The following is a 23,526-nucleotide window of genomic DNA, read 5'->3' on the forward strand; positions in this document are numbered from 1 at the left end:
ACGATGACTGATCTGAGCAGGCAGCGGCTGGCAGTGATCGGCGGTGGGCCGGCCGGTTTGATGGCGGCGGAAGTGGCCTGCGCGTCAGGCTTGGCGGTGGATCTGTACGAAGCCAAGGGCTCGGTGGGACGCAAGTTCCTGATCGCTGGCAAAGGCGGCTTGAACCTCACGCATTCCGATTCGATGCCGCTGTTTGCGCAACGCTATCGCCAACGTCAGCAACCGGTTTCCACATGGTTGCAGGACTTCGATGCTGATGCGCTGCGCGATTGGGCGCGAGAGCTCGGTGTCGAGACCTACGTCGGCAGTTCCGGCCGTGTCTTTCCAATGGACCGCAAGGCCGCACCCTTGCTGCGCGGCTGGGTGCGCCGGCTCAAGGAACAGGGCGTCACGTTTCATGTGCAGCACCGCTGGCTGGGCTGGACTGAAAACGGCGCACTCCGCTTCGACGCACCCACCGGTGCTGTGGAGTGCAGTGCAGAGGCAGTCGTGCTGGCGCTTGGTGGCGGCAGCTGGCCGCAGCTTGGTTCCGACGGCCAGTGGCAAGCAACACTGCAGCAACGCGGTATCGCGGTAGCGCCCCTGGTGCCGGCCAACTGCGGCTTCGATATCGATTGGAGTGCGCACTTCGTGCAGCGCCATGCAGGTGCACCGCTGAAACCGGTCGTTGCGCATTGGCAGGATGGCAACGGCATGCAGCATGCATTGCAGGGCGAATGCGTGGCCACAGCGAACGGCATCGAGGGCAGCTTGATCTATGCCTTGGCCGCGGACCTGCGCGAGCAGATCGACGCCCATGGCGTCGCCGAACTCGTGCTGGATCTGATTCCCGGCCGCTCGCTCGAACGCGTGCATGCCGAACTGGCCCAACCGCGCAAGGGGCGCAGTTTCAGCGAGCATCTGCGCCGCCAGGTCGGCATCGATGGTGTCAAGGCGGCCCTGCTCTACGAAGAACTCGGCAAGCAGGCGGGCGACGACGTGGCGTTGGTCGCACGCACGCTCAAGCAGTTGCCGCTGCGACTGTTGCGGCCACGTCCGCTTGCCGAAGCAATCAGTTCTGCAGGCGGCGTGCGGCTGGAGGCGCTGGACGATCAGCTGATGGCGCAGTCGCAACCAGGGGTGTTTTGCGCTGGCGAAATGCTCGATTGGGAAGCACCAACCGGCGGCTATCTGCTCACCGCCTGTTTCGCCAGCGGCCGACGTGCCGCACGCGGCGCTGTGCAGTGGCTAGCGCAGCACAACGCAGACGCTACAGACGATCGCTGACTGCCGCACGCGGCCACACCGATTTGACGTCGTACACCACCGCGCCCGGCTTGCCGAGCGCGGCGATCTGCGCGACGTCGTAGTCGCGATACTGCGCGTGCGCCACTGCCAGCACCACGGCATCGTAGGCGCCCTCTTCCGGCGTCTGGCTTAAATGCACACCGCCGTGCTGCAGCGCTTCAGCCGGGTCTGCCCACGGGTCGCAAGTGTCCACCTGCACACCCCCGGCCTGCAGCAACTGCACCAATTCCAGGGCGCGGCTGTTGCGCAGATCCGGGCAGTTTTCCTTGAATGTGGCGCCCAGTACCAGCACCCTCGCCTGCGCGAGCGCGACGCCACGCATGGCCAGCATGCCGCACACGCGCTCGGCCACATGTCGGCCGACCCGATTGTTGACCTGCCGCGCGGTGTGGATCAGGTCCGGGTGATAGCCCACGCTTTCGGACTTGTGCATCAGGTAGTACGGATCCACGCCGATGCAATGCCCACCGACCAGGCCAGGGCGAAACGGCAGGAAATTCCACTTGGTTCCTGCGGCCTCGAGCACATCCAAGGTGTCGATTCCCAACTTGTCGAAAATCAACGCCAACTCATTGACCAGTGCGATATTGACGTCGCGCTGGATGTTTTCGACCACCTTTGCCGCTTCGGCCACGCGCATCGACCGAGCGCGCCAGGTGCCGGCAGTGATGATGCTGGTGTACAGCGCGTCGACTGCATCAGCGGCGTCCGCCGTCGAGCCCGAGGTGATCTTGGGAATGTCGCGCAGACGCCGCTGGCGATCGCCGGGATTGACACGCTCGGGGCTGTAACCGCAAAAGAAGTCGTGGTTGAAACGCAACCCGGAGCCTGCTTCGAGCAAGGGCACGCAAACTTCTTCGGTGGTTCCTGGATAGACCGTGGATTCGTAGATCACCAGGTCGCCGGGCTTGAGGGCGGCGGCGATCAAAGCCGTGGCGCTACGCAACGGCTCCAGATCCGGTTGCTCGAAGCTGTCGATCGGCGTTGGCACGGTCACGATGAAAATGCGACAGGCGGCCAGATCCGCAGCGTTTGCGCTATAGCGCAACTGTGTTGCGGCAGCCAATTCGGCATCGTCCAGTTCCAGCGTGGCATCGTGGCCCTCGCGCAATTGCGCAACGCGCTGCGCATCGATGTCAAAGCCCAGGGTGTCGCGCTGCTCCCCGAATGCAACCGCCAACGGCAGGCCGACATAACCCAAGCCGATGACGGCGATGCGCCCCTGTGGGGGGGCGAGAAGCGTAATGCCGGACATGCGGTTCCTTAAAATGGTGCGCAGCCGGTGGCGGCGCGCTATGTGGCGGCAGCATAACGCAGGCTGCAGGGAGCCGGGCAGTGCAGGAAGTACGCAGCAACGATTCACAATCGCCGCGCAATCAGGCACGCTATCGCAATGCCCGGGTGGCGAAATTGGTAGACGCAAGGGACTTAAAATCCCTCAGCTGTGAGGCTATGCGGGTTCGACCCCCGCCCCGGGCACCACTAAAATCAACGACTTGCGCTTGTGTGCAGTCAAGTGCAGAGCTATCGTCACTCCCCATTGGGACACTTTGGGACAGTAGGCAATGGCAACCTTTGAAAAACGTACCGGCACAAGTGGCAAGGTCACTTGGCGCGTGCGCGTGCGGCGGCAGTCCGGCCCATGGCTCACGAAATCGTTTGACCGAAAGATAGACGCTCAAGAATGGGCACGCAGCATTGAGCATAAATTGGACGTGGGCGACTTCGTACCGTCTACAGAAGTTCGCAAGCGCACTGTCGGCGATGCCATTGATCGCTACCTAGAAGTGACACTGCCGGCCAAGCGGCAAAAGGATGCAGCCAAGCAAATTCAGATGCTGGCTTGGTGGAAAGCTGAAATCGGCGATGTGCCGCTTGTTGGATTGACTCCCGCCAAGATTGCCGCAATCCGCGACCGTCTGGCAGCTGGCAAGGTTCGGGGCGACAAGCTGAGAAGCGGCAGCACCATCAACCGTCGTCTAGCTTCCCTGTCGGCGGTGATGAGCGTGACCGTCAAAGAGTACGGATGGCTGACCAAGAACCCAGTACCCAACGTCACCCGGATGCAGGAGAGTAAGGGACGTGAGCGGTTTCTGAGCGAGCCGGAGCGCTTGGCGCTGTTGGCAGCATGCGACGCGTCGGATTGCGCTCCCCTCGCCCCTTTGGTCCGGCTGGCGTTGGCTACCGGTGCAAGGCGTGGAGAGCTACTGGGACTGCAATGGGAACACGTGGACCTTGACAGGCGTACCGCGCGCTTCATCGACACCAAGAATGGAGAGAACCGGACGGTTCCGTTGGCTACCGGTGTTACGCAAATGCTTCAGGCCATGGCTCGCACAACCGGCCCAATCTTTCCGATCACTGGTCCTATGCTCGATAAGCCATGGCGCGCAGCGTGTGTGTCGGCGGGATTAGGTGATTTCAGATTCCACGATCTTCGACATAGCGCAGCCAGCTACTTGGCTATGAGTGGCGCGTCACTGATGGACATCGCGGCGATTCTTGGGCACAAGACGTTGGCAATGGTGAAGCGCTATAGCCACCTGAGCGAGCAACACACAAAAAGCGCAATTGATCGGATGGCGGAGAAGTTCCTTTAAATGAACGGTCTATTCAGTTGACAACTTGAATTGATAGTCGCATCAAAAGCCTAAAAACAAGTATAAAAGTAACAAATAACCAATTGACACCTTGAATAATCGAAAGATTATTCAAGGTGATAATAGACATTAGATCCAACGACACCCAATATTCAGGCCATGCCAACCACATGAGCCAGAAAGATGCAGAGAAAACTTTTATCAGTCTCAGATTTCGCCGCCGATAGCCCCTTCACTGAAGCGCAATTGCGCTGGTGGATTTTTCGACAAGAGGACAACGGATTACGTGCCCACGGCGCAATCGTCCGCGTTGGCCGGCGCGTCTATGTTGATGTGCAGGCGTTTGATAAGTGGATCGAAAGCCAGCAGGAGGCAGCGTGATGAACCACCCTGCCTATCAAGTCGAAACCTACCGCCAAGACTATCCGGACTATCCGGAGGCGCATATTGGTCGAGTGATCGACTCAACTAGAAATGCAATGGCGACTTCGCCGGATTACCAGCATCTCCCGGAGTACGCAAAAAAGGCTGCTGCCTGCCTGATAGTCCGCTATACCCTGGCAGGCCGCGACATTGATGCAAAACTAGCGCTTCGCGGAAGTATTGATGCCATCGTGTGGGGGTTCCCCAAATGATCAGCGTCAGCGATATCTTACTCACCCGCAAAATCGCGGAACTCTTTCCTCGCCGTCGCGCAGATGTTGCTAGTGCCTATGCAAATGCGCACTTGCAATGGAATGCCTTTCAAAATCTCCCGGCTGTAGAGCCTGACGAATATAAGATTGCTCGATATCTGACAGTCCTATCAATGTTCTGCGTCAGGCCGGGGCCTAAAGCTGCTTACCGTCAAGCTGCGGAAGTAATCGTCGCGCTACACGCCGAATATAAAGGCTTCTGAGGCACCCCAATGAATAACAGCACCTTACTTGGTAATCAGGTAGCGGCAACCCTGCCCGTCAATTTTAGTAGAGGCTCGCGAATTTACGATATCCAGCCCGTGAACAAGACTGCCGCCAGCTGGGGGGAATTCTGTGCGGCAATTCTTGGCGATGTCTCACCCGCCAAGGGGTATGCGTGGATTGCAGCGCAGTTCAATGGCACGCGTTGCAGCGAGAACGTAGCGCCGCGCAATTGGATCGGTTTGGATATCGACGGCACGACACCCGAAGACTTTGCACAAATCGTCGCAAAACTTCAGTCGTGCAATGCCTTGATCTACACAACCGCATCCCATAAGGATGAGTCACCGCGTGCACGCATCATCATTGAATTGACACAGCCGGCCTCGCGCGAATCGGTGAGGCTGACAAGTGAGCGTATTCGCCTGCAACTTAGTACGTCCGCCAAATGGGACGATGCTTGTGATCGTTCTGAACAACCACTGTTCCTCCCTGTTATGGGATTCAAGCACTGGCAATTTTCGGGTCAGGCGGTTGCGCCGATTTCGGTTGCATTGCCAGTACCCAAGCCCTACCCCACACCAGCGGTTGTTCCGCATGCTGCTGCAATCGCGGTGGCGGAGATGGAACTTGCACGCACCTTGGAACGCGTTGCGTCTGTTCCCGAAGGGAGCCGCAATCACCATATCAATGGCGCTGCACACGCAATGGGCCGGTTCGTTGGGGCTGGGCGTCTAGATCAACAGTCAACGATAAAGGCTCTGCACGCTGCGACGGTGAGCGCTGGCTGGGCAGATCCACAAAAAACGCTCAACACAATCAGGTCCGCGATACGGAAGGGTGCAAAAGATCCTGCTGTTCTGGTGATCGATAACTTGCCAGTTCCAGTGGCGACTCCATTGCCGCTACCCAAACCAGACACGGGCATCTATTCGGCTGCGGACTTGATGACACGTGAATTCAAACCTGTGCAATGGGCATTGCAAGATATCTTGCCCGAGGGAGTCACCATCTTGAGCGGACCGCCCAAGTGTGGGAAGTCTTGGCTTGTCTATCAGGCGTGTGTAGCCGTGGCAACGGGCACTCCCCTTTGGGCCGGGCGAGCGCCTGAGATCGCGGGAGACGCGCTGTATATCGCATTGGAAGACAACCCGCGCCGCATGCAAAGGCGTCTTCAAAAAGTGATCGAAAATATCCCATCGCCGAACCTCGCGCGCCTGCACTGTGTGCACGATTGGCCGAGATCTCATGAAGGCGTTGCCAAAATTGCCGCATGGATACGCACGAATCCTGAAACACGACTGGTCGTTATCGACACCTTAGCAGCATTTCGTGATTCTGATCCGGGCCGCAAGAGTGCCTATGCGTTTGACTATGAAGTGGGCGAATCGCTAAAGCCGCTCACAAGGGAATTCAACGTCTCTATCGTTCTGGTGAGCCACACACGAAAACAGGCCGCTACTGACTACATGCAAATGGTAAGCGGCACCCAGGGCCTCACCGGATCAGTAGACAACGTGATTGCGCTTGAGCGTGGCAAGCGCGGTGATTTCAGCGGCGTGTTGCGAGTTGATGGGCGTGACGTAGAGGAACCCGTAGATCTTGCACTAAGCCTTGAAGATGGCCGATGGACATACGTTGGCAAGGTGGACGAGATCGAACGCTCACGTGAGCGCAACGATGTGATAGAGGCGATGGTCACGCTTGGCGTTCCATCGAGCGCACGCGAAATTTTCGATGCCATGGAACCGGGTGCGAAATATGCCACGGTGAAGATGAGATTGTCCCGCATGCTGAAAGCTGGGGAAATTTCAAAAAGCCCCATCGGGTATTTCTTGGATCGGCCAACGATCCCACCGCCAACGTCGAAATCTTGAAATTTCAATCGAGCAAAAGGGTACATCCCCTGTTACTGGTGTTACACCTGTTACTCCATTGATTCCATTGACTTTCCGAGTAACAAGGCAGTAACACCCCCCCTGTTACTGCTGATGGCGGCATCTACACCGCTAGAACATAGTTCCCACACTTCTTCTATGTTACCCCTGTTATTTGTAATCGAGGGTGACAGGAGTAACAGGTGTAACACCAGTAACAGGGGATGCACCCAAATGCATCATTCCGACCGCCAAAGGTAAATTTATGGACATCGACGAAATTTTCGCACCATGGATCACCAGCCCTGAAATAAATTTCATGCTTCAGGTAATTTTTCACATAGCGGAACAAATCTTATGACCGCCGGCCTCCAAGTTTTCGATGCGTACGGAAATTTGACGTTGGACATCACCGACCGGCTGGGGCGGATGACCGGAATTGTGACAATCCAACCGAACACAAATGGCAGCGTTAGCATAGACACTCGGCAAGGAACGTTATGGTGGGTCGTCGCTCCAAGTGGCAGTTTCTATCGTCCATTCTTCACTGACAACGGCCAAGGTACTTTGTCTTGGACACCCAATCCGTCATTCCCCACCGGACAAGTACCGGTGACACTACTTTACGGAGTTCGATGATGCCCGCAGGACTTCAGATCATAAATTCCAATGGTTTCATCCAAATTGATGAAACTTATCGAAACCTACACTTCAAACGTAAAGGCACGGCAACCACCAACGTTGTAGCTCCGGGCGTAGCCGGAAATAGCAGCGTCCAAATCCAAATTTCTGATGTCAATGCAATGATGCTGATTGCTGTCCGCTGTAGTTCATTGGTCAGCATGACTAGCTACAACATCAACGGAAGTACAGTGACAGTTGGTCTTGTAGTCAATGCACGGGTGGGGGCAACGGTTGATTGGTACGCATTCGATACTGCACCCCAGGCCGCAGCAGCGACGTACGGTCTTCAAGTCTTCAACGCGTCCGGACAAATAGTTTTCGATTCCGCTCATTCACCGATGCGCGTTGTAGACACATATCAGGTTAATGGATCGGCGGGAAATACGCGCACGTACCCCGCTGGTCGCAGTTATGCTGCTGTGTTTTCGCCGGGGATATACGTTGTCCCCGTCAATGCTGGGCCAGAAGGATCAAACGGCTATGCGGTCAATCTCCCTGGTGTTCGTATCGGATCGTCTTCCGGTGATGTAACAGTCGCCCCGTTTCAGATCCAAGGATCGTCAGGATCAAGTTTCAACCAAACGCTTCCTTCAAACGTTATGGTGATTGATGTGACACACTTATAATCCTGCGCAACCGCACGCTAATTTCATCACGTATCGACAAATTCCGATAGCCGTCAACAAGGATGTTTGACGGCTATTTTTATACGCATAGTTTCTATATCCGGGAATTCCCTATAACCCGGAGTAGAAACAAATGCGTACCCTGAAAGAAATTCGTGAAGCACGTGCCGCCAAGGTTGCCGAAGCTCGCGCCCTAGTCACCACTGCCGAACAGGCTAGCCGCCAACTCACTGCCGACGAACAAGGCAAGTTTGCGAATCTACAGGCAGAAATTACCAACCTTGAATCGGACGAACAGCGCCAACAGTTCTTGGATGATGCCGAGCGTCGTTCCCAGGCTCGCCCTGTCCACACGCCGAACGGTAGCGATACCGAAAGCCGTGTCAGCCTGCTTGCTGTTGTTCGTGCAGGAATGGAAGGCCGTTCCCTGACTGGTGCCGAAGCTGAAATGCATGCCGAGTTGGAGCGTCGCCATGGTCCGGCGCGCAATGGCGGCATCTTGGTGCCACTGTCGGCATTCGAACGGCGTGCCAATACCACGGCGACCGCGCCGGAGTTGGTCGCTACTCAGCACCGCGCAGACCAGTACATCGGTCCACTGCGTGACTCTCTGCTTGTTCGTAGTTTGGGCGTGCGGACCTTGACCGGATTGACCGGCAACGTTTCGATTCCAAAGGCAGGCGCGGGCCTGACAGCTGGTTGGGTGACTGAGGGTCAGGAGCTACCTGAGTCGCAGATGGACTTCGATTCGGTCACGTTGACCCCGAAGCATGTTGGCGGCATCACCGAGATGAGCCGCCAGCTGATCCAGCAGAGTTCCCCGGCAATTGAAGATCTCGTTCGCGACGATCTGAGTTTTGCCGTTGCATCTGCGATTGATCGGGCCATCATTGCAGGCACGGGCGCAAATGGTCAGCCGTTGGGTCTCATCAATCGTGCCGGCGTGCAGAAAGACACAATCCCGACCACGTGGGCCGATGTGCTGGCGATTGAACAGCTGCTTGCAGCCATCAACGTCAATCCGACTGGCTGGTACACCAGCCCGGACGTTCTGTCGGCTCTGCGTGGAATCCTCAAGGCACCGGCAGCCGGCAGCGACTACATTGCGACTGCAAGCCGTATTGGTGAACTTGCCGTGGCTGTCTCCAATGCATCGCCTGCCAATACCGCCATTCTCGGCGACTGGTCGCAAGTTCTGTTGGGCCAGTGGGGCGCGGTGGAAATCTTGGTCAACCCCTATGCCGAGACGTCTTATCGTCGTGGCGGTGTTTTGGTGCGTGCGATGGCGACGGTTGATGTGGCCGTGCGTCATGAAGAAGCGTTCGTAGTGGCTACGGGAGCCTAACGTGGACATTGAGCGCCGCTTCGCAACCGGTGCCACTGTAGAGGGTCGCCAGCTTATCGGGCTGGCGGCTCCTTTCGGCACTGAGACACGTATCGCCGACTTCCGGGAATTGATTGCCCCCGGCGCGTTTACTCGGACGTTAGCCGAGAACAAAGACATCCTCGCGCTTGCTGACCATGCCCCGGACAAGGTGTTGGGTCGGACCAAATCGGGAACGCTTGCACTCCGTCAGACCGATAAGGGTCTGGAATATTCGCTGACCCTTCCTGACACCAGCACGGGCAATGACATTCGCACGCTTGCGCAGCGTGGTGATCTCGGCGGCGTATCGATGGGATTTGTTGCGACACGCGATAGCTGGGATGGGGATAGACGCACCCTGCATGAAGTTGAGTTGATCGAAATCAGCATTGTGCAATCTTGGCCCGCCTATCCAACGACTACCGTCAGCCTGCGCAGCAAATCACAGCACGTGGATCAACTCGCGATCCTGAAATTTTGGTTGGAGACATGCAGATGAAATTTTGGCCGTTCAACCGCGAACAACGCAAGACTGATCCAAGCTGGAATGCATTGGCTGACCGTGGGGCATCGAGTATCTGCGGTCAATTCGTAGATGTGAAGTCCGCCGAATCAATCAGCACGGTCTTTGGCTGTGTGCAGGCTCTCAGCGAGTCTGTAGCCTGCCTGCCTTTGCACGTTTATCAGCGCACCCAGGATGAGCGTGTGCGGGCGGATGATTACCCGCTGGCACGTGTGCTAAGTCAACCGAACCCGAATCAATCGGGCCTGTCTTTCCGCGAATCCATGACCGCATCTGTTTTGCTGCATGGCAATGCATATGCTCGCATTGAATCAAATGGCGCAGGTGAAATCACCGGCCTGCATCCCATTGACCCTAAGACAGTCACGATTGTGGAGTTGGCATCAGGACGCTACGCCTACGACGTGGCCGGAAGCACCGCAGTTGCGCGACTGCTTGACGACGAAATTTTTCATCTCGCAGATCGTTGTGATCTCGGCAGCATTGTAGGGAAAAGCAGGATCACGGTTGCACGTGAGACGTTGGGCCTTGGGTTGGCTCTGCGCAATCACGGGTCCAGCACGTTTGCGAATGGCGCACAGCCCGGTGGAATTCTGACCGTGGATAACGGTCCAAAGGCTCTCACTAGCGAACAGCAATCCGATCTGCGCGACGCTTGGAACTCGCGCCATTCGGGTAGCGGCAATGCTGGACGTGTGGCAGTGCTGTCAGGAAACATGAAATATCAGCAAGTTGGCATGAGCTTGGATGATGCGCAGTGGGTGGCGTCGCAGCAGTTCAGCGTTGAAGAGATATGCCGCATCTTTCGCGTCCCACCAACAATGGTGGGCGACTTGCGTCATGGGTCGTACTCCAATACTGCCGAGTTGGGTAGTCAGTTCGTGCGCTATTCGCTTGCACGCTGGATTGCCATGTGGGAAGCCGAGATTACGCGTCAGCTTCTTGGCCCTCTCGCACGTCGGAAATACTTGGCCGAACACAGCGTTGAAGGTTTGTTGCGTGGCAATCCTGAAGCACGCGCCGATTTCTACGCCAAGGCAATCGCATCAGGTTGGATGACAGTTGATGAAGTTCGCAGGCTCGAAAATTTGCCAAGGATGGAAAATGCGCAGGAGTAATCCTAGTGGTCGTGATGCTGATTCGCGACGCACCATCCCACTCAATAGCTCGGCATGGCGAAAGTTGCGTGCTTATGTTCTGGCACACGATCCATTGTGCAGACATTGCAAATCTCGCGGAATGACTGTCCTTGCTACTGATATTGACCACGCGAGTGGTGATCCATCGGATAACAGTGCAGAGAACCTTCAGCCACTCTGTCACTCATGTCATAGCCATAAGACAGGACGCGAACGACATGGCTTATCAGTGGTTATGGGGTGCAATCAAGATGGATGGCCCGCAGATCCATCACATCACTGGAATCAGAAAAATCGCTAGGAAATTCGACTCAAAAGACCGACTTCCCTCCCTTTAAAAATCGCTAAGTCCAAAGATCGCCATGAAGAAGACCAGAAATCGCCGATCCGATAGCCTCGCTGCTGCCGTGACTGCTGCCAAGAATGCCGCCGCAGATAGCTTGCAACCGCCTGTACATATCGACTTCCCAACTGAGGCATGGCCGCACTGGCTGGCAATCATCGGGAATCGTGCCCGTGATCGATGGAACGACTTGGATTTGATCAACGCAGCGGAACTCGCGATGATTCATGCCGACATTGCGCGTCTGCGTGCGCTGGTGCGCCTTGAAGGAGACATGACGCAGGGCGGCAAGCCCCATCCTGCCCACAAGCTGCTAGACACAGCGGGACGCCGTGCAATCGCGCTGTCTCGAATGCTGCATGTCCACCCGGAAGCGACAGAGGGACGGAGTAGAGATGCAGGTAACGCACTCAACTTGCAGCGTGAGGCACAACAAGCCGCCACGAATAGTGATCCGCTGATTCCGCGATTGGTGGCGGTGAAGTGATGGACAGTAGAGCCAGCCGCGTAATCGCATTCATTGAAAAATACTGTCTGACTCCTGACGGTGCGCAGGTTGGTCAGCCCATGAACCTTGCCAAATTTCAGAAGGATTTCATCCGCGATGTATACGACAACCCTGCCGACACTCGGCGGGCTTATCTTTCGATTGGCCGAAAGAACGGTAAGACCGGGCTGATCGCTGCACTACTCTTGGCACATCTTGTTGGACCGGAAGCAAAGCAGAATGCGCAAATTGTGAGTGGTGCCATGAGCCGTGATCAGGCTGCGTTGGTGTTTAATCTCGCATCCAAGATGGTCCAACTATCTGCCGACCTTTCAGGCATCGTCAAGATCATCCCAAGTGGCAAACGTTTGGTGGGTTTGCCACTCAACACTGAGTTTCGGGCACTGGCCGCTGACGGCAGGACCGCCCATGGTCTTTCGCCAGTGCTAGCTATTCTTGATGAAGTCGGGCAGGTGCGTGGGCCGCAATCTGATTTCGTGGATGCCATCGTGACAAGTCAGGGCGCGCACGCTAATCCGCTATTGCTGGTGATTTCAACTCAAGCCGCCAACGATGCAGACTTGCTAAGCATTTGGTTGGACGATGCCCAACGCAGCAGTGATCCGCGCATTGTCTGCCACCTTCATGCGGCAGCGGATGGATGCCCGCTTGATGATGAGAAAGAGTGGATGGCCGCGAATCCTGCGCTCGGCACGTTCCGCAGTCGCGATGATCTTGCCGAACAGATGAAGCAGGCGCAGCGCATGCCGTCGATGGAGAACTCTGCGCGCAATCTATTGCTCAATCAGCGCGTGAGTACAGAAAGCCCCTTCGTATCGCCGGACGTATGGAAGTCATGCGGTAGCCACGTCCTGCAATTTGACGGTCCCGTGTACGGCGGTCTTGACCTATCCGCTCGCACAGATCTCACGGCGCTGATTCTTGTCGGCAAGGTCGATGGCGTATGGCAGGCACAGGCGCACTTTTGGACGCCTCAGATTGGCTTGGCAGACCGTGCGCACCGTGACCGTGCGCCATATGACGTTTGGTCACGGCAGGGATTCATGCGGACCACTCCGGGTGCCAGTGTTGACTATGCCCACGTGGCAGCAGACATCGGCGAAATTGTGAGTGACCTGGATTTGCGCGTGATCGCCTTTGACCGCTGGCGGATAGACGTGATGAAGAAGGAGCTAGACACGCTGGGCATCGACCTACCACTGCAACCATTTGGGCAAGGGTTCAAGGACATGGGACCAGCTATCGATGCCCTGGAAGCAGAATTGTTGAACGCGCGGATTGCACACGGCAACCATCCTGTTCTTGCGATGTGTGCAGCAAACGCCATTGTCATCAAAGACCCGGTCGGCTCGCGCAAATTTGACAAGGCTCGAACCACTGGCCGTATCGACGGGCTTGTTGCGCTTGCAATGGCTATTGGCGTTGCAGCCACGGTGCCGGAAGCACAGGAAGCCGAACCGATGATGTTCTTCATTTAGCGCGGGTGTGGCTGTAGGGCCGCGCGTAGTCCATTCCCTACAGTCGGCGGATTAGGCATGAGTGCCGCCACCTTGAAAAACCATGTCAGCCGGTGGACTCTTTTGGAGGAGTTGAGCCGGCACGAACCCCACTCACCGCGATGGCGTAGTGGGGTTTTTTGTTGGTCGCTAGCTCAGGTTGTTTCTAAGCCAGTCAGATCCAGCGCTGTTGAATCCGCTCCATGCCGCATCCCCTTGTGCGAGCTTCACAACAAGGAGTTCGTCGTTGCTATCGATAAAAGGCTTTAGAGCATCGCGAATCACAGATGCGCTGCCTGCATGGCTGATCAGCCACGTCGAGTCAAGGTGGTGCCAGTAACCGTTGGCAATTTCCTTGATTTTTTCGATCAAACCGCTGTAGTTCTGCCCTTGACGGTTCAGGTCGTACCCAATCATGTAGATCGCCATACCAAACCCCTTTTGTGATGTTCGTCAAATTTCTCATCAGGACTGAGAAAGCGCAACCCCTGGGACATTCTTGGGACAGTGCCCCCGAGATAAGCCAATTTTGGCCGTTGTTGGCAGGGCTGTAAGTGACTGATTTATCAGTTGGACGTGGTTGGCTATTGTTGAACAAAATCAATAACTTACCCACTTAAAATCCCTCAGCCGCAAGGCTATGCGGGTTCGACCCCCGCCCCGGGCACACGTTAATAAGGTAATCGAGTCGGCGCACACGCAATCGTCTGCGCGCCGCTTACCGGCTAATGTCCCTGCACGACCATCCGCATCATGCAGCCAACGCGCTGGCCACCTGGCCCCGGATTGCGTTTCGATTACGCGTGCCCGCGACATCGCGTGGCGCCATTCCTCCAACGCAATCAGTCAAACCCACGTGTCCAAGTGCCCAAGCACAGGTGTGCGGCACTGGCACATGCGCTCATTACCGGACACCGCAGCACCACCGCTCATATTTCGCAGCCGCCGCGTAGTTAGTGGACGCCCCCGGCAATAACACGCGACCAATAAAAAAACCCTGGATATCGATCGATATCCAGGGTTCGAATTTGGAGCGGGAAACGAGACTCGAACTCGCGACCTCAACCTTGGCAAGGTTGCGCTCTACCAACTGAGCTATTCCCGCGTGGAGCGAAATTGTACAGCGTGTTACTTCGTTGCGCCAGCCCTGTCGTCGTTATCGATGGCAGGAAGACCGCATGCGATGTGGAGGCCTGGGCCGGAATTGAACCGGCGTACGCGGATTTGCAGTCCGCTGCATAACCACTCTACCACCAGGCCGAAACATCAAACCCAAGGCATCCTGCCTTGAAACGACGAGACCCCTGACGCGGGGTCCTGTCTACATCTGGAGCGGGAAACGAGACTCGAACTCGCGACCTCAACCTTGGCAAGGTTGCGCTCTACCAACTGAGCTATTCCCGCTTGGGAGGCGAAATTCTACAGCGAACAGGATAGCTGTCAACTGTTGCTTTCGATTTTTTTCGGCTTGTTGCTGATCGCTGCTTTTTCGTCGGCGCGCAGGCTTGGCCATGCAGCCTGCAGATACTGAAACCCCGACCACAGCGTCAGCAAGGCCGCAATGGCGAGTGTCCAGTAGCCTGCACGAAATATCAGGTTGCCCAGCCAGATTTCATGCGTGGGCATCTGCCCAGGCGTGACCGAATACAACAGACACAGCAGGGCCACCATTTGTGCGGTGGTCTTGATCTTGCCGATGGCCGCCACGCGTACCTTGGCGCGCTGGCCGATCTCGGCCATCCACTCGCGGAGTGCAGAAACGGCAATCTCGCGTCCGACGATGACTGCAGCCCAGAACGCCATCCACGGTGTGGGATGGCCCTGCACGATCAGGAACAGCGCCACGGCGACCATCAACTTGTCGGCGACCGGGTCCAGAAATGCGCCGAACGCGGAATATTGGTGATAACGCCGCGCGACCCAGCCATCCAGCCAGTCGGTGATGGCGGCCAGCGCAAACACGCCGGCGGACGCGAAATTCGTCCACGTGTACGGCAGGTAGAACACCACGACCAACACCGGGATCATCACGATCCTCAGCAGTGTCAGCCACGTGGGGATGGTCAACTTCATTGCGGACTTGCCTCGCCTGCCGCATCGGGAAGCGCCAGCCCGTGCAGGTTAGCGTAGATTCGCGCGGCAAGTGCGGCATTGACCCCCTCCACTCGTGCAATCTCGGCCTCGCCAGCGGCCTTGAGCCCGACCAGCCCGCCGAAGTGCTTGAGCAGACTCGCGCGGCGCCGAGGGCCGATGCCGGGGATATCCTCGAGCTTGCTGGTCATGCGCGCCTTCTGGCGGCGACCGCGGTGGCCGGTGATCGCAAAGCGGTGCGCTTCGTCACGCACCTGCTGGATGAATTGCAGCGCAGGCGACGCCGCGCCCGGCCGCAGCTCGCGGCCGTCGGCCATGATCAACGCTTCGTGCCCGGCCCGGCGCTCTTCGCCCTTGGCCACGCCGACCAGCAACACGTTCTCGACCCCGAGATCGGCCAGCGCGGCCTGCGCCTGTGCCAGCTGGCCTGCGCCACCGTCGATCAACAGCACGTCGGGGAGCACGCCGTTCTCTTCCACGGCGCGACGGAAGCGGCGCTCGATCGCCTGCCGCATGGCTGCATAGTCGTCGCCCGGCGTGATGCCGGAAATATTGAAGCGCCGGTACTGGCCACGCACCGGGCCACTGGCGTCGAATACCACGCACGAGGCGACGGTCGCCTCGCCCATGGTGTGACTGATGTCGAAACACTCCACACGCTTGACCGGCTCGGCAAGTCCAAGCATCTCGCGCAAGGCTTCGCTGCGTGCGTGCTGCGCGCTCTGGCTGGTGAGCTCGGTGACAAGGGTCAGCTGCGCATTGCGCGTTGCCAGCAGCAGATAGCCGGCACGCTCGCCGCGCACGTTCCACTTCAGTGCCACCTTGTGCTCGGCCGCCGTACTGAGCGCCGCTTCGATCAGCTCGGCTTCCGGGATCTCGCGGTCGAGCAGGATTTCGCGCGGGGGAGAGTGCTCGGCGTAGTACTGCGATACGAAAGCGCCAAGAATTTCGTCGGCACTGTCTTCCCCGTTGGTCTTGGGAAAGAACGAGCGCGTGCCGAGATTGCGGCCGTCGCGAAAACTCAGCAACAAGACGCAAGCCTGGCTGGATTGCGTGGCGCAGGCCAGCACGTCCAGATCCGCTGCACGCCCGTCGACGTATTGACGGTTCTGCATGCTGCGCAGCGACGAGAGCAAATCGCGCAAACGCGCAGCACGCTCGAATTCCAGCGCCTCGCTGGCCTGCTGCATCGAGTGCATGATCTCTTCGCCGAGCTGATCGCTCTTGCCTTCGAGAAACATGGTGGCGCGGCGTACCGATTCGGCGTAATCCGGAGCCGCCACCAAGTCCACGCACGGACCGCTGCAACGCCCGATCTGGTATTGCAGGCATGGCCGCGAACGGTTGCGGAATACGCTGTCCTCGCAACTGCGCAGCTTGAAGAGCTTGTGCATCAAGCTGAGCGTCTCGCGTACACCGGTGACGCCCGTGTAAGGGCCGAAATAACGCCCTTGCACCGCACGCGGACCGCGGTGCAAGGCAATCCGGGGCCATTGTTCGCGGGTCAGCAACACGTATGGGTAGCTCTTGTCGTCGCGCAACGAGACGTTGTAGCGCGGCGACAGCGATTTGATCAGCTGGTTTTCCAGCAGTAGCGCTTCGGCTTCGCTGCGGGTGACGGTGACGTCCATGCGCGCGACCTGCGACAGCATCGAGGTCAACCGGGCGTTCTTCGGTGTCCCGTTGAAATAGCTGCCCACACGCTTGCGCAACGCGCCGGCCTTGCCGACGTACAGCAAGGTATCGTCGCCCGCATACATGCGATAGACGCCAGGCGCGGTGCTCAGTTGCGCAGCAAACGCTTTTCCATCGAAATCGTTGTGGGGCCTGACGCTCATTCGTCTATCGAAACATCACTCAGTTCGCCGCTTGCAAGGTCGTACCGCAAGATGGCATGTGCATCGGTTTCTGCGATCCAGACCGCACCGGCGGTGACCGCCAGACCGGCCGGGCCATGCAGACGACGCGGCAGCGCGACCGTGGTCAATTCACCGCCGCCCAGGCGCAGGCAGCGCAGGCGGCCATTGCCGGTGTCGGCGATCCACAGCAACGGCGAATCGGCCGCCAGTGCAATGGCCTGTGGGAACTGCAGGCGTGCCGTGCTGCGTGGGCCGTCCTGATCTCCAAACTGCCAGGTGCCCTGCCCGCCGACCAAGGTCTGTACCAGATCGCCGCGTAGTTGCATGGTGCGGATTGACGAGCCCAGCCCGTCGCAGACATAGGCCACCTGCTGCACGGACGCCAAGCCGGCCGGCTGTGCGAAAGCAGCGAGATGGCCGCTGCCGTCGCGAATTTCAAGGGCACCGGTGCCTGCGCGCGCGGTCAGCGCGGCGCGGCCCAGGTGATAACTCCAGATCCGGTTATCGCCGGCCATGGCGATCAACACCTGGTTGTCGGCGATGGCCAGACCTTGCGGGTAGTTCAGCGCAGAGGCACCGGGCGACGCCAGCGGGCCTTCGACCGGCTCGCCGGAACGGCCGGTGCCGCACAAGGTATCCACCTGCCCGCTGCGCAGGTTGATACGACGTAGCGCATGGTTGCCTGTATCGGCGACATACAGCTGATCGCGTTCCAACGCCAAACCTTGCGGGCGCCGGAATGCCGCTTCGCCGACACCGCCGTCGATGAGATCAGCATTGCCATGCCCGAACTGGCGCAGTACGCGCCCGCTGTGCGTGCACTCGAGCACGCGGTGATGGCCGGTATCGGCGACATACAACCGGTCTTCGGTCGCGGCCAGGCCGGTAGGAAAACGCAATGCCAGGTGCGGCTCGGGCTCGCGCTCGGCCACGCCGTGCAGGTCGGCGTCCGATGGCGGCTGCTGGCCCTCGCACAGGGCAGTCAGCGCCTTGTCCAGATCGCCAGTGACGCCCACCAGGCGCTGCCGCTCGCGGCCGTAGGCATCCAGCAGCACCAGCGTGGGCCAGGATTCGATACCGAAGCGACGCCAGGTTTCCCAGTCCTTGTCGAGCAGGATCGGCGCACTCACGCCGTGTCCGCGCAGTTGTTTAAGCGAGCGTTGCGGCAGGCGCTCGCTGTCGAAACGCGGCACCTGCACCACGATCACCTGGAGCCGGCCAGGGCTGCGCGCCTGCCAGTGGGCAAGCTCGGCCAGGCGTTCGGCGCACCACACCGAACTGGCGTTGACGAACGCCAGCACCAGCGCACGGCCGCGATGCTCCTGCAAGGTGGAGGGCCTGGCATTGAGCCAGGTGGGAAATTCCGGCAGTTCCTGGGTGAGCTGGGCGTTCATGCGGTGATTATGCCCAAGCGCGATTAGCCGCGGGTGAGTCTGGCCACGGTGAGGCGCGCGGCAGTGTCGACCAGCTGCCATACCTGCTCGAAGTCATCCATGCTGCCGGTATACGGGTCGGGGATGTCATCGCGCGCGTCGATGCCGGCCCAGGGCAGCCACAAGGCGAGCTTGTCGCGCTGCGCCGCCGGGGCGAGCCGCTGCAGATCGCGCAGATTGCTGGCGTCTGCGCACAACAGCCAATCGAAATGCTCGAAATCCGAGTGCTTCACCTGGCGCGCGCGGAGGCCGGAGATATCCACGCCGTGACCGCGCGCGCAGCGGATGGCGCGCGGGTCCGGCGCCTCGCCGGCATGCCAGTCGCCGGTACCGGCCGAATCGACCTCGATGCGCCGCGACAAACGGGCTTCATCCAGCCGCGCACGCAACGCACCCTCGCCCATCGGTGAGCGGCAGATATTGCCCAGGCAGACGACCAGCACCTTCATGGCGATGCCACCCGCACCTGTGCGCGGACGAGATCGTCCGGGGTATCGATGCCCGGCGGAAACGGCTCGGGCGTCACCGCCACGGCGATGCGATAACCGGCTTCCATCACGCGCAGTTGTTCCAGCGATTCGATGCGCTCCAGCATGCCAGGCGGCATGGCCGCGAAGCGTTGCAGGAAGCCTGCGCGATAGGCGTAGATGCCGATGTGGCGCAGCCACTGACCTTCTGCAGGCACGCTATCGCGCTGGCTGGCGAAGCTGTCGCGGTGCCAGGGAATCGGCGCGCGGCTGAAATACAGCGCATCGCCGCCGGCTGTGCGCACCAGCTTCACCACGTTGGGATCGAACAGGTCGTGCGCGTTTTCCACCGGCGCGGCCAGCGTGGCCATCTGGGCACCGGAGTGCTGCAGCAGATCGGCAACGGCGCGGATGCCTGCAGCCGGCGCAAACGGTTCGTCGCCCTGCAGATTGACCACGCAGGTCTGGTCGTCCCATCCGGCAATGCGTGCGCATTCGGCCAGGCGGTCGGTGCCGGACAGATGCGCGGCGCCGGTCATTGCCACATGCACTCCTGGCAGATGTTCGATCGCCGCTGCGATGCGCGCGTCGTCGGTGGCCACCCATACCTCGCGCGCACCCGCCAGCAACGCACGCTCGGCCACATGCTGGATCATCGGGCGATCGCCGATCCGTTGCAGCGGTTTACCCGGCAGCCGCGTAGAGGCGTAACGGGCGGGAATGGCGACGACGAAATCGGCAGGCGTGGTGGGTGTCATACGTGCGCGCTCTGGATGCAGTGGGGAAACGAGAGAACCGAATCGCTTGATGCCGATGTGTGATTGAGCGAAGTGGCTGTATTCAGTGGGAGCTGCGCTGCACGACATCAGCACTCAAAAACGCGCTGCGTGCCCTGCTCGCAGCCATGCGCACCGATATTTCAGGGCAGACCTCTGCCCGAGTGTTGCGAAACGTCATGCAGCCTGGATGCCACATCACAGCAGCAAGCGCGTCCTCGACGCCTGGCTCGCGATGGTTGGCCAGCAACGTCCAGCTGCATGCTCACCATGGCCCGTGATGCACTCACACGCCCTGCCGGCTGGCCAATTTGTTCAGGCGGTCCAGCAGACTCACCCAGAACGCGGCCGGCAGCTCCGCCTTCAGTGGCACGCTGTACAACCACTCGTCGGCGAACGGACGGCATTTCACCGCGTCCTTTTCGGTCATCAGCACCGGCAGGCGGCTTCCGAAGCTGAAATCCGCGGCGCGGTAGACGTGATGATCCGGAAACGCGTGCGGCACCACGCCAATGCCGCGCGCGCGCAGCATGGCGAAGAAACGTTCCGGATGCGCGATGCCCGCCACCGCATGCACGCGCTGCCCGGCAAGCATGCTCAAGGGCTGCGCACGCTTGCCATCCATCGGCTGCACGCTGTCGATGCTCAAACGCATCTGCCACTCGCCGAAACCGGCATCATCGGGCACCTGCGGTGCGGCAGTCGCACTGGCCTGGCCGAGATTGACCACGCGGAAATCGCAATCGCGTGCCCGCGCGGCCGGTTCGCGCAGCGGCCCAGCGGGCAACAGGCGTCCGTTGCCGTAGCGCCGCTGGCCATCGACCACTTCGATCTCGACATCGCGCGCCAGACGGTAATGCTGCAGCCCGTCGTCGCAGATCACGATGTCGCAGCCCGCTTCGACCAGCGCCCGTGCAGCAGCGAGCCGGTCGCTGTCGACACGCACGCGTGCACCGGTTTTCCAGGCGATCAACACCGGCTCATCGCCGCCGAGCGCCACCGGCGTGTCCGCTTCGACCCACCGCGCGGTACCTGCGTCATCGCGGCCGTAGCCACGGCTGGCGACGCCAGGCGTCCAGCCGGCTTCCTGCAGCTTTGCGACCAAGGCGATCGTCAGCGGCGTCTTGCCGGTGCCGCCGGCGGTGACATTGCCAACCACGATCACCGGCACTGGTACCCGGTGGCGCCGGCGCCAACCGCGGCGATACAGCGCCCGCCGCAATGCAATGGCAGCGCCGTAGACCGGCGCCAGGATGCGCGCCGGCAAGGGGATCGGCGTGTTGTCGTACCAGTAACCCGGGGTGCGGGTGCCGCGTTTGCTCATGCCTGGCGTTCGCGGAATTGCATGCCGTGCAGATGCGAATACAAGCCGCCCTGCGCCAGCAATTGGTGATGCGTACCGCGCTCGACGATCCGACCCTGGTCCATCACCAGCACCTGATCGGCATGCTCGATGGTGGACAGGCGATGCGCGATGACCAGCGTGGTGCGGTCCGGCATCAGCTTGTGCAGGGCGTCCTGTACCAAGCGCTCGGATTCGTTGTCCAGCGCTGCGGTGGCCTCGTCCAGGATCAGGACCGGCGCGTCCTTGAGCATGGCGCGTGCGATCGCCAGACGCTGGCGCTGGCCACCGGACAGGCGCCCGCCCTTGGTGCCGACATGCGACTGCAGCCCCTCGGGCAGTTGCGCGACAAATTCCATTGCGTTTGCGCCCAGAATCGCCCGCTCCAACTGGCCGGCATCGGCGTTGCGCATTTCACCGAACGCCACGTTGTCGGCGATGCTGCCGTCGAACAACATTACCTGCTGGCCCACCAGCGCAATCTGCCTGCGCAGATCCGCCAGCGCATACGCCTGCACCGGATGACCGTCGAGCAAGATCTGCCCGGCCTCGGCTTCGTAAAAACGCGGGATCAACTTGATCAGACTGGACTTGCCGCTTCCCGAACGCCCGACGATGGCAGTGACGGTGCCCGGTTGCGCAACGAAACTGACATCGGCCAGCGCCGGATTGACCTGGCCGGGGTAGCGCGCCGTGACATCGCGAAATTCGATCAAGCCCTTGGCACGCGTTAGCGGCATGGTACCTTGATCCGGCTCGTCCGGGCTGTCGAGCACCGAAAACAAGCGCTCGGCCGATGCCAGGCCGCGCTGCACCATGTTCTGCACATTGGTGAGCTGCTTGAGGCCCGGAATGATCGTCAGCATCGAGGTCATCAGCACGACGAAATCGCCGGCCGTCAGGCGCCCGGCCAAGGCCTGCGCACCGGCCACGAACAGCAGGGCCGACAGGCCGATCGCGCCGATCATCTGCACGGTGGCAGTGGAAATGCCGCGGGTGGATTCGACCTTCATCGCCAGGCGCAGGTTGCGATTGGCCAGCGCGCCATAGCGCTCCATTTCGGTCTGCTGGGCCCCGTAGATCTTGACCTCCTGATGGCTGGACAAGGTCTGGTCGGCAGCCTGCAGCAGCTGCGCACCGCTTTCCTGGATGCTGTGGCTGATACGGCGGTAGCGCCGCGCCACCTTGTCCATCACCCAGGCCAGCACCGGGGCGAGCACCAGGATGGTCAACGTCACCTGCCAGCTATGCCACAGCATCAGTGCCAGCGCACCGATCACCTGCAGCGATTGCTGGATCATGACCTTGACCGCATCCACTGCGGCCTGCGCAACCTGGTCCGAATCCGAGCCCAGGCGTATCAGCATCGAGGGCACCGGCTCCGAATCGAAGCGTGACCCCGGCAGGCGCAGATACTTGGCCATCACCTTGATACGCAGGTCGCGCGCGATGCTGCGTGCGGACTTGCCCATGGCCATGTCGGTGATGTAACCGGCGACGCCGCGCACCACGAACAGCAGGATGATCTGCACCGGCAGCCAGCGACTGACCTCAGCGTTCTTGTAGATGAAGGTCTCGTCGGTGATCGGCTTCATCAACGCCAGAAACCCGGTGGTGCCGGCCGCTTCGATCAACGCGGCGATCAACGCGGCCACCAGCAACAAGCGATACGGCTTGGCAAACGCCAGCAGGCGACGGTACGTGCGCCAGGAAGACACTGGCGCCGGGCGGTCGGTGGAGATGGTCACTGGCGGGTTCCGTTGGTGCTTGTCTTGCCGGTCGTACCGGTGGCGCTGGCCGGAGGCGCGGTGGCGATGGCAATGCGCCGGAAGCCGAGCTGACCCAGCGCATCCTGCGCGGTCACCACGGCCTGATACGGGGTCCGCGCATCGGCGCGCATCAGCACGGTCTGTTCGCGGTCATCGCCGGCGATCTGGGCGATGGTCTGCTTGAGCGAATCCACATCCGAGCGCAGTACTTCCTGATCGTTGATGAAATAACGCCCATCGGCGTTGACCAGCACGCTCAACGAACGCGGCGGCGCACTGGTGTGCTGGTCGCTGGCGGTCGGCAACTGCAGCTGCAGCGTGGAGCGTGCGTCGAAGGTCGTGGTCACCACGAAAAAGATGATGAGGACGAGGATGACGTCAATCAATGGCACCAGGTCGATATGCGGCTCGTCCTGGCTTCGGTCGCTGCCGATGCGCATC

At 59.8% G+C, this 23,526-nt stretch carries 22 protein-coding genes and 4 tRNA genes; 13 read left to right on the top strand and 13 right to left on the bottom strand.

Annotation, left to right across the window (positions count from 1 at the left end):
* Nucleotides 1-3 precede the first annotated feature (3 nt).
* Nucleotides 4-1,266 (top strand): TIGR03862 family flavoprotein, encoded by a 1,263-nt coding sequence (locus tag HLH45_RS15535; RefSeq protein ID WP_008575657.1) that lies wholly within the window; start codon nucleotides 4-6, stop codon nucleotides 1,264-1,266.
* Here HLH45_RS15535 and HLH45_RS15540 read toward each other — a convergent pair.
* Nucleotides 1,250-2,542 carry a nucleotide sugar dehydrogenase gene (locus tag HLH45_RS15540; protein WP_046932256.1) on the bottom strand — a complete coding sequence of 431 codons (1,293 nt, stop codon included), beginning with the start codon at nucleotides 2,540-2,542 and terminating at the stop codon, nucleotides 1,250-1,252. The two genes, HLH45_RS15535 and HLH45_RS15540, sit on opposite strands and share 17 nt — an antisense overlap.
* A gap of 140 nt (nucleotides 2,543-2,682) precedes the next feature.
* Between HLH45_RS15540 and HLH45_RS15545 the strand changes: the two genes are divergently transcribed.
* The 12 genes from HLH45_RS15545 to HLH45_RS15600 all read left to right on the top strand — a co-directional run bounded on the left by HLH45_RS15545 (nucleotide 2,683) and on the right by HLH45_RS15600 (nucleotide 13,330).
* Nucleotides 2,683-2,769, top strand: a tRNA-Leu gene (locus HLH45_RS15545).
* 83 nt (nucleotides 2,770-2,852) lie between these two features.
* Nucleotides 2,853-3,887 carry a tyrosine-type recombinase/integrase gene (locus tag HLH45_RS15550; RefSeq protein ID WP_074053117.1) on the top strand — a complete coding sequence of 345 codons (1,035 nt, stop codon included), beginning with the start codon at nucleotides 2,853-2,855 and terminating at the stop codon, nucleotides 3,885-3,887.
* A 183-nt stretch (nucleotides 3,888-4,070) separates the two neighbouring features.
* Nucleotides 4,071-4,268 (top strand): DNA-binding protein, encoded by a 198-nt coding sequence (locus HLH45_RS15555; protein ID WP_081397838.1) that lies wholly within the window; start codon nucleotides 4,071-4,073, stop codon nucleotides 4,266-4,268.
* Nucleotides 4,268-4,522 (top strand): hypothetical protein, encoded by a 255-nt coding sequence (locus HLH45_RS15560; RefSeq protein WP_139369044.1) that lies wholly within the window; start codon nucleotides 4,268-4,270, stop codon nucleotides 4,520-4,522. Before HLH45_RS15555 ends, HLH45_RS15560 begins: the two co-directional genes overlap by 1 nt.
* Nucleotides 4,519-4,785, top strand: a complete 267-nt coding sequence (locus HLH45_RS15565; protein ID WP_126952661.1) for a hypothetical protein — start codon at nucleotides 4,519-4,521, stop codon at nucleotides 4,783-4,785. Before HLH45_RS15560 ends, HLH45_RS15565 begins: the two co-directional genes overlap by 4 nt.
* A gap of 9 nt (nucleotides 4,786-4,794) precedes the next feature.
* Nucleotides 4,795-6,663: an AAA family ATPase gene (locus HLH45_RS15570; RefSeq protein WP_081397839.1), complete on the top strand. Its 1,869-nt coding sequence runs from the start codon at nucleotides 4,795-4,797 to the stop codon at nucleotides 6,661-6,663.
* A gap of 638 nt (nucleotides 6,664-7,301) precedes the next feature.
* Nucleotides 7,302-7,973 (top strand): hypothetical protein, encoded by a 672-nt coding sequence (locus HLH45_RS15575; RefSeq protein WP_126952659.1) that lies wholly within the window; start codon nucleotides 7,302-7,304, stop codon nucleotides 7,971-7,973.
* Between the two features lie 133 nt (nucleotides 7,974-8,106).
* On the top strand, nucleotides 8,107-9,318 hold the full coding sequence (locus HLH45_RS15580) for a phage major capsid protein (protein ID WP_081397840.1): 1,212 nt from the start codon (nucleotides 8,107-8,109) through the stop codon (nucleotides 9,316-9,318).
* A gap of 1 nt (nucleotide 9,319) precedes the next feature.
* Nucleotides 9,320-9,838, top strand: coding sequence for an HK97 family phage prohead protease (locus HLH45_RS15585; RefSeq protein ID WP_050494991.1), 519 nt, complete (start codon nucleotides 9,320-9,322; stop codon nucleotides 9,836-9,838).
* Nucleotides 9,829-10,980: a phage portal protein gene (locus HLH45_RS15590; RefSeq protein WP_081397841.1), complete on the top strand. Its 1,152-nt coding sequence runs from the start codon at nucleotides 9,829-9,831 to the stop codon at nucleotides 10,978-10,980. Before HLH45_RS15585 ends, HLH45_RS15590 begins: the two co-directional genes overlap by 10 nt.
* Before the next feature lie 383 nt (nucleotides 10,981-11,363).
* On the top strand, nucleotides 11,364-11,831 hold the full coding sequence (locus HLH45_RS15595) for a phage terminase small subunit, hendrixvirinae-type (protein WP_081397842.1): 468 nt from the start codon (nucleotides 11,364-11,366) through the stop codon (nucleotides 11,829-11,831).
* Between the two features lie 80 nt (nucleotides 11,832-11,911).
* Nucleotides 11,912-13,330 carry a terminase TerL endonuclease subunit gene (locus HLH45_RS15600; RefSeq protein WP_198931174.1) on the top strand — a complete coding sequence of 473 codons (1,419 nt, stop codon included), beginning with the start codon at nucleotides 11,912-11,914 and terminating at the stop codon, nucleotides 13,328-13,330.
* A 168-nt stretch (nucleotides 13,331-13,498) separates the two neighbouring features.
* Here HLH45_RS15600 and HLH45_RS15605 read toward each other — a convergent pair whose 3' ends face one another.
* The 12 genes from HLH45_RS15605 to HLH45_RS15660 form a co-directional block, all read right to left on the bottom strand.
* On the bottom strand, nucleotides 13,499-13,777 hold the full coding sequence (locus tag HLH45_RS15605; RefSeq protein ID WP_033483558.1) for a hypothetical protein: 279 nt from the start codon (nucleotides 13,775-13,777) through the stop codon (nucleotides 13,499-13,501).
* Between the two features lie 600 nt (nucleotides 13,778-14,377).
* Nucleotides 14,378-14,453 (bottom strand) — tRNA-Gly (locus HLH45_RS15610).
* A gap of 81 nt (nucleotides 14,454-14,534) precedes the next feature.
* Nucleotides 14,535-14,608: transfer RNA gene (locus HLH45_RS15615), tRNA-Cys, on the bottom strand.
* A 68-nt stretch (nucleotides 14,609-14,676) separates the two neighbouring features.
* Nucleotides 14,677-14,752, bottom strand: a tRNA-Gly gene (locus HLH45_RS15620).
* Nucleotides 14,753-14,788: 36 nt separating this feature from the next.
* Nucleotides 14,789-15,421 carry a CDP-diacylglycerol--glycerol-3-phosphate 3-phosphatidyltransferase gene (pgsA, locus tag HLH45_RS15625; RefSeq protein WP_005916703.1) on the bottom strand — a complete coding sequence of 211 codons (633 nt, stop codon included), beginning with the start codon at nucleotides 15,419-15,421 and terminating at the stop codon, nucleotides 14,789-14,791.
* Nucleotides 15,418-17,277 carry an excinuclease ABC subunit UvrC gene (gene uvrC, locus HLH45_RS15630; RefSeq protein WP_008574530.1) on the bottom strand — a complete coding sequence of 620 codons (1,860 nt, stop codon included), beginning with the start codon at nucleotides 17,275-17,277 and terminating at the stop codon, nucleotides 15,418-15,420. The genes pgsA and uvrC overlap by 4 nt, the downstream gene beginning before the upstream one ends.
* Complete coding sequence (locus tag HLH45_RS15635; RefSeq protein ID WP_029819492.1) at nucleotides 17,274-18,692, bottom strand: NHL repeat-containing thioredoxin family protein; 1,419 nt, start codon at nucleotides 18,690-18,692, stop codon at nucleotides 17,274-17,276. Before HLH45_RS15635 ends, uvrC begins: the two co-directional genes overlap by 4 nt.
* Nucleotides 18,693-18,715: 23 nt before the next feature.
* Nucleotides 18,716-19,180, bottom strand: coding sequence for a low molecular weight protein-tyrosine-phosphatase (locus HLH45_RS15640; protein WP_008574215.1), 465 nt, complete (start codon nucleotides 19,178-19,180; stop codon nucleotides 18,716-18,718).
* On the bottom strand, nucleotides 19,177-19,956 hold the full coding sequence (gene kdsB, locus HLH45_RS15645; RefSeq protein ID WP_046932258.1) for a 3-deoxy-manno-octulosonate cytidylyltransferase: 780 nt from the start codon (nucleotides 19,954-19,956) through the stop codon (nucleotides 19,177-19,179). The genes HLH45_RS15640 and kdsB overlap by 4 nt, the downstream gene beginning before the upstream one ends.
* 304 nt (nucleotides 19,957-20,260) lie before the next feature.
* A complete protein-coding gene (lpxK, locus tag HLH45_RS15650; RefSeq protein WP_008576646.1) occupies nucleotides 20,261-21,298 on the bottom strand; it encodes a tetraacyldisaccharide 4'-kinase in 1,038 nt (345 codons plus the stop codon).
* Nucleotides 21,295-23,064: a lipid A export permease/ATP-binding protein MsbA gene (gene msbA, locus HLH45_RS15655; protein WP_008576647.1), complete on the bottom strand. Its 1,770-nt coding sequence runs from the start codon at nucleotides 23,062-23,064 to the stop codon at nucleotides 21,295-21,297. The genes lpxK and msbA overlap by 4 nt, the downstream gene beginning before the upstream one ends.
* On the bottom strand, nucleotides 23,061-23,525 hold the full coding sequence (locus tag HLH45_RS15660) for an ExbD/TolR family protein (protein ID WP_008576649.1): 465 nt from the start codon (nucleotides 23,523-23,525) through the stop codon (nucleotides 23,061-23,063). Before HLH45_RS15660 ends, msbA begins: the two co-directional genes overlap by 4 nt.
* Nucleotide 23,526: the final 1 nt, after the last annotated feature.

Source organism: Xanthomonas euvesicatoria, from assembly GCF_013112235.1.
GTDB classification, from domain to species: domain Bacteria; phylum Pseudomonadota; class Gammaproteobacteria; order Xanthomonadales; family Xanthomonadaceae; genus Xanthomonas; species Xanthomonas euvesicatoria.

Bases quoted from the DNA above. Each gene is read 5' to 3' on its own strand.
- HLH45_RS15660 (WP_008576649.1), bottom strand. From the start codon at position 23,525: ATGCGCATCGGCAGCGACCGAAGCCAGGACGAGCCGCATATCGACCTG.
- lpxK (WP_008576646.1), bottom strand. From the start codon at position 21,298: ATGAGCAAACGCGGCACCCGCACCCCGGGTTACTGGTACGACAACACG.
- kdsB (WP_046932258.1), bottom strand. From the start codon at position 19,956: ATGACACCCACCACGCCTGCCGATTTCGTCGTCGCCATTCCCGCCCGT.
- HLH45_RS15560 (WP_139369044.1), top strand. From the start codon at position 4,268: ATGAACCACCCTGCCTATCAAGTCGAAACCTACCGCCAAGACTATCCG.
- HLH45_RS15570 (WP_081397839.1), top strand. From the start codon at position 4,795: ATGAATAACAGCACCTTACTTGGTAATCAGGTAGCGGCAACCCTGCCC.
- uvrC (WP_008574530.1), bottom strand. From the start codon at position 17,277: ATGAGCGTCAGGCCCCACAACGATTTCGATGGAAAAGCGTTTGCTGCG.
- HLH45_RS15595 (WP_081397842.1), top strand. From the start codon at position 11,364: ATGAAGAAGACCAGAAATCGCCGATCCGATAGCCTCGCTGCTGCCGTG.
- pgsA (WP_005916703.1), bottom strand. From the start codon at position 15,421: ATGAAGTTGACCATCCCCACGTGGCTGACACTGCTGAGGATCGTGATG.
- HLH45_RS15575 (WP_126952659.1), top strand. From the start codon at position 7,302: ATGCCCGCAGGACTTCAGATCATAAATTCCAATGGTTTCATCCAAATT.
- HLH45_RS15550 (WP_074053117.1), top strand. From the start codon at position 2,853: ATGGCAACCTTTGAAAAACGTACCGGCACAAGTGGCAAGGTCACTTGG.
- HLH45_RS15555 (WP_081397838.1), top strand. From the start codon at position 4,071: ATGCAGAGAAAACTTTTATCAGTCTCAGATTTCGCCGCCGATAGCCCC.
- HLH45_RS15580 (WP_081397840.1), top strand. From the start codon at position 8,107: ATGCGTACCCTGAAAGAAATTCGTGAAGCACGTGCCGCCAAGGTTGCC.
- HLH45_RS15640 (WP_008574215.1), bottom strand. From the start codon at position 19,180: ATGAAGGTGCTGGTCGTCTGCCTGGGCAATATCTGCCGCTCACCGATG.
- HLH45_RS15600 (WP_198931174.1), top strand. From the start codon at position 11,912: ATGAACCTTGCCAAATTTCAGAAGGATTTCATCCGCGATGTATACGAC.
- HLH45_RS15535 (WP_008575657.1), top strand. From the start codon at position 4: ATGACTGATCTGAGCAGGCAGCGGCTGGCAGTGATCGGCGGTGGGCCG.
- HLH45_RS15635 (WP_029819492.1), bottom strand. From the start codon at position 18,692: ATGAACGCCCAGCTCACCCAGGAACTGCCGGAATTTCCCACCTGGCTC.
- HLH45_RS15605 (WP_033483558.1), bottom strand. From the start codon at position 13,777: ATGGCGATCTACATGATTGGGTACGACCTGAACCGTCAAGGGCAGAAC.
- HLH45_RS15590 (WP_081397841.1), top strand. From the start codon at position 9,829: ATGCAGATGAAATTTTGGCCGTTCAACCGCGAACAACGCAAGACTGAT.
- HLH45_RS15540 (WP_046932256.1), bottom strand. From the start codon at position 2,542: ATGTCCGGCATTACGCTTCTCGCCCCCCCACAGGGGCGCATCGCCGTC.
- HLH45_RS15565 (WP_126952661.1), top strand. From the start codon at position 4,519: ATGATCAGCGTCAGCGATATCTTACTCACCCGCAAAATCGCGGAACTC.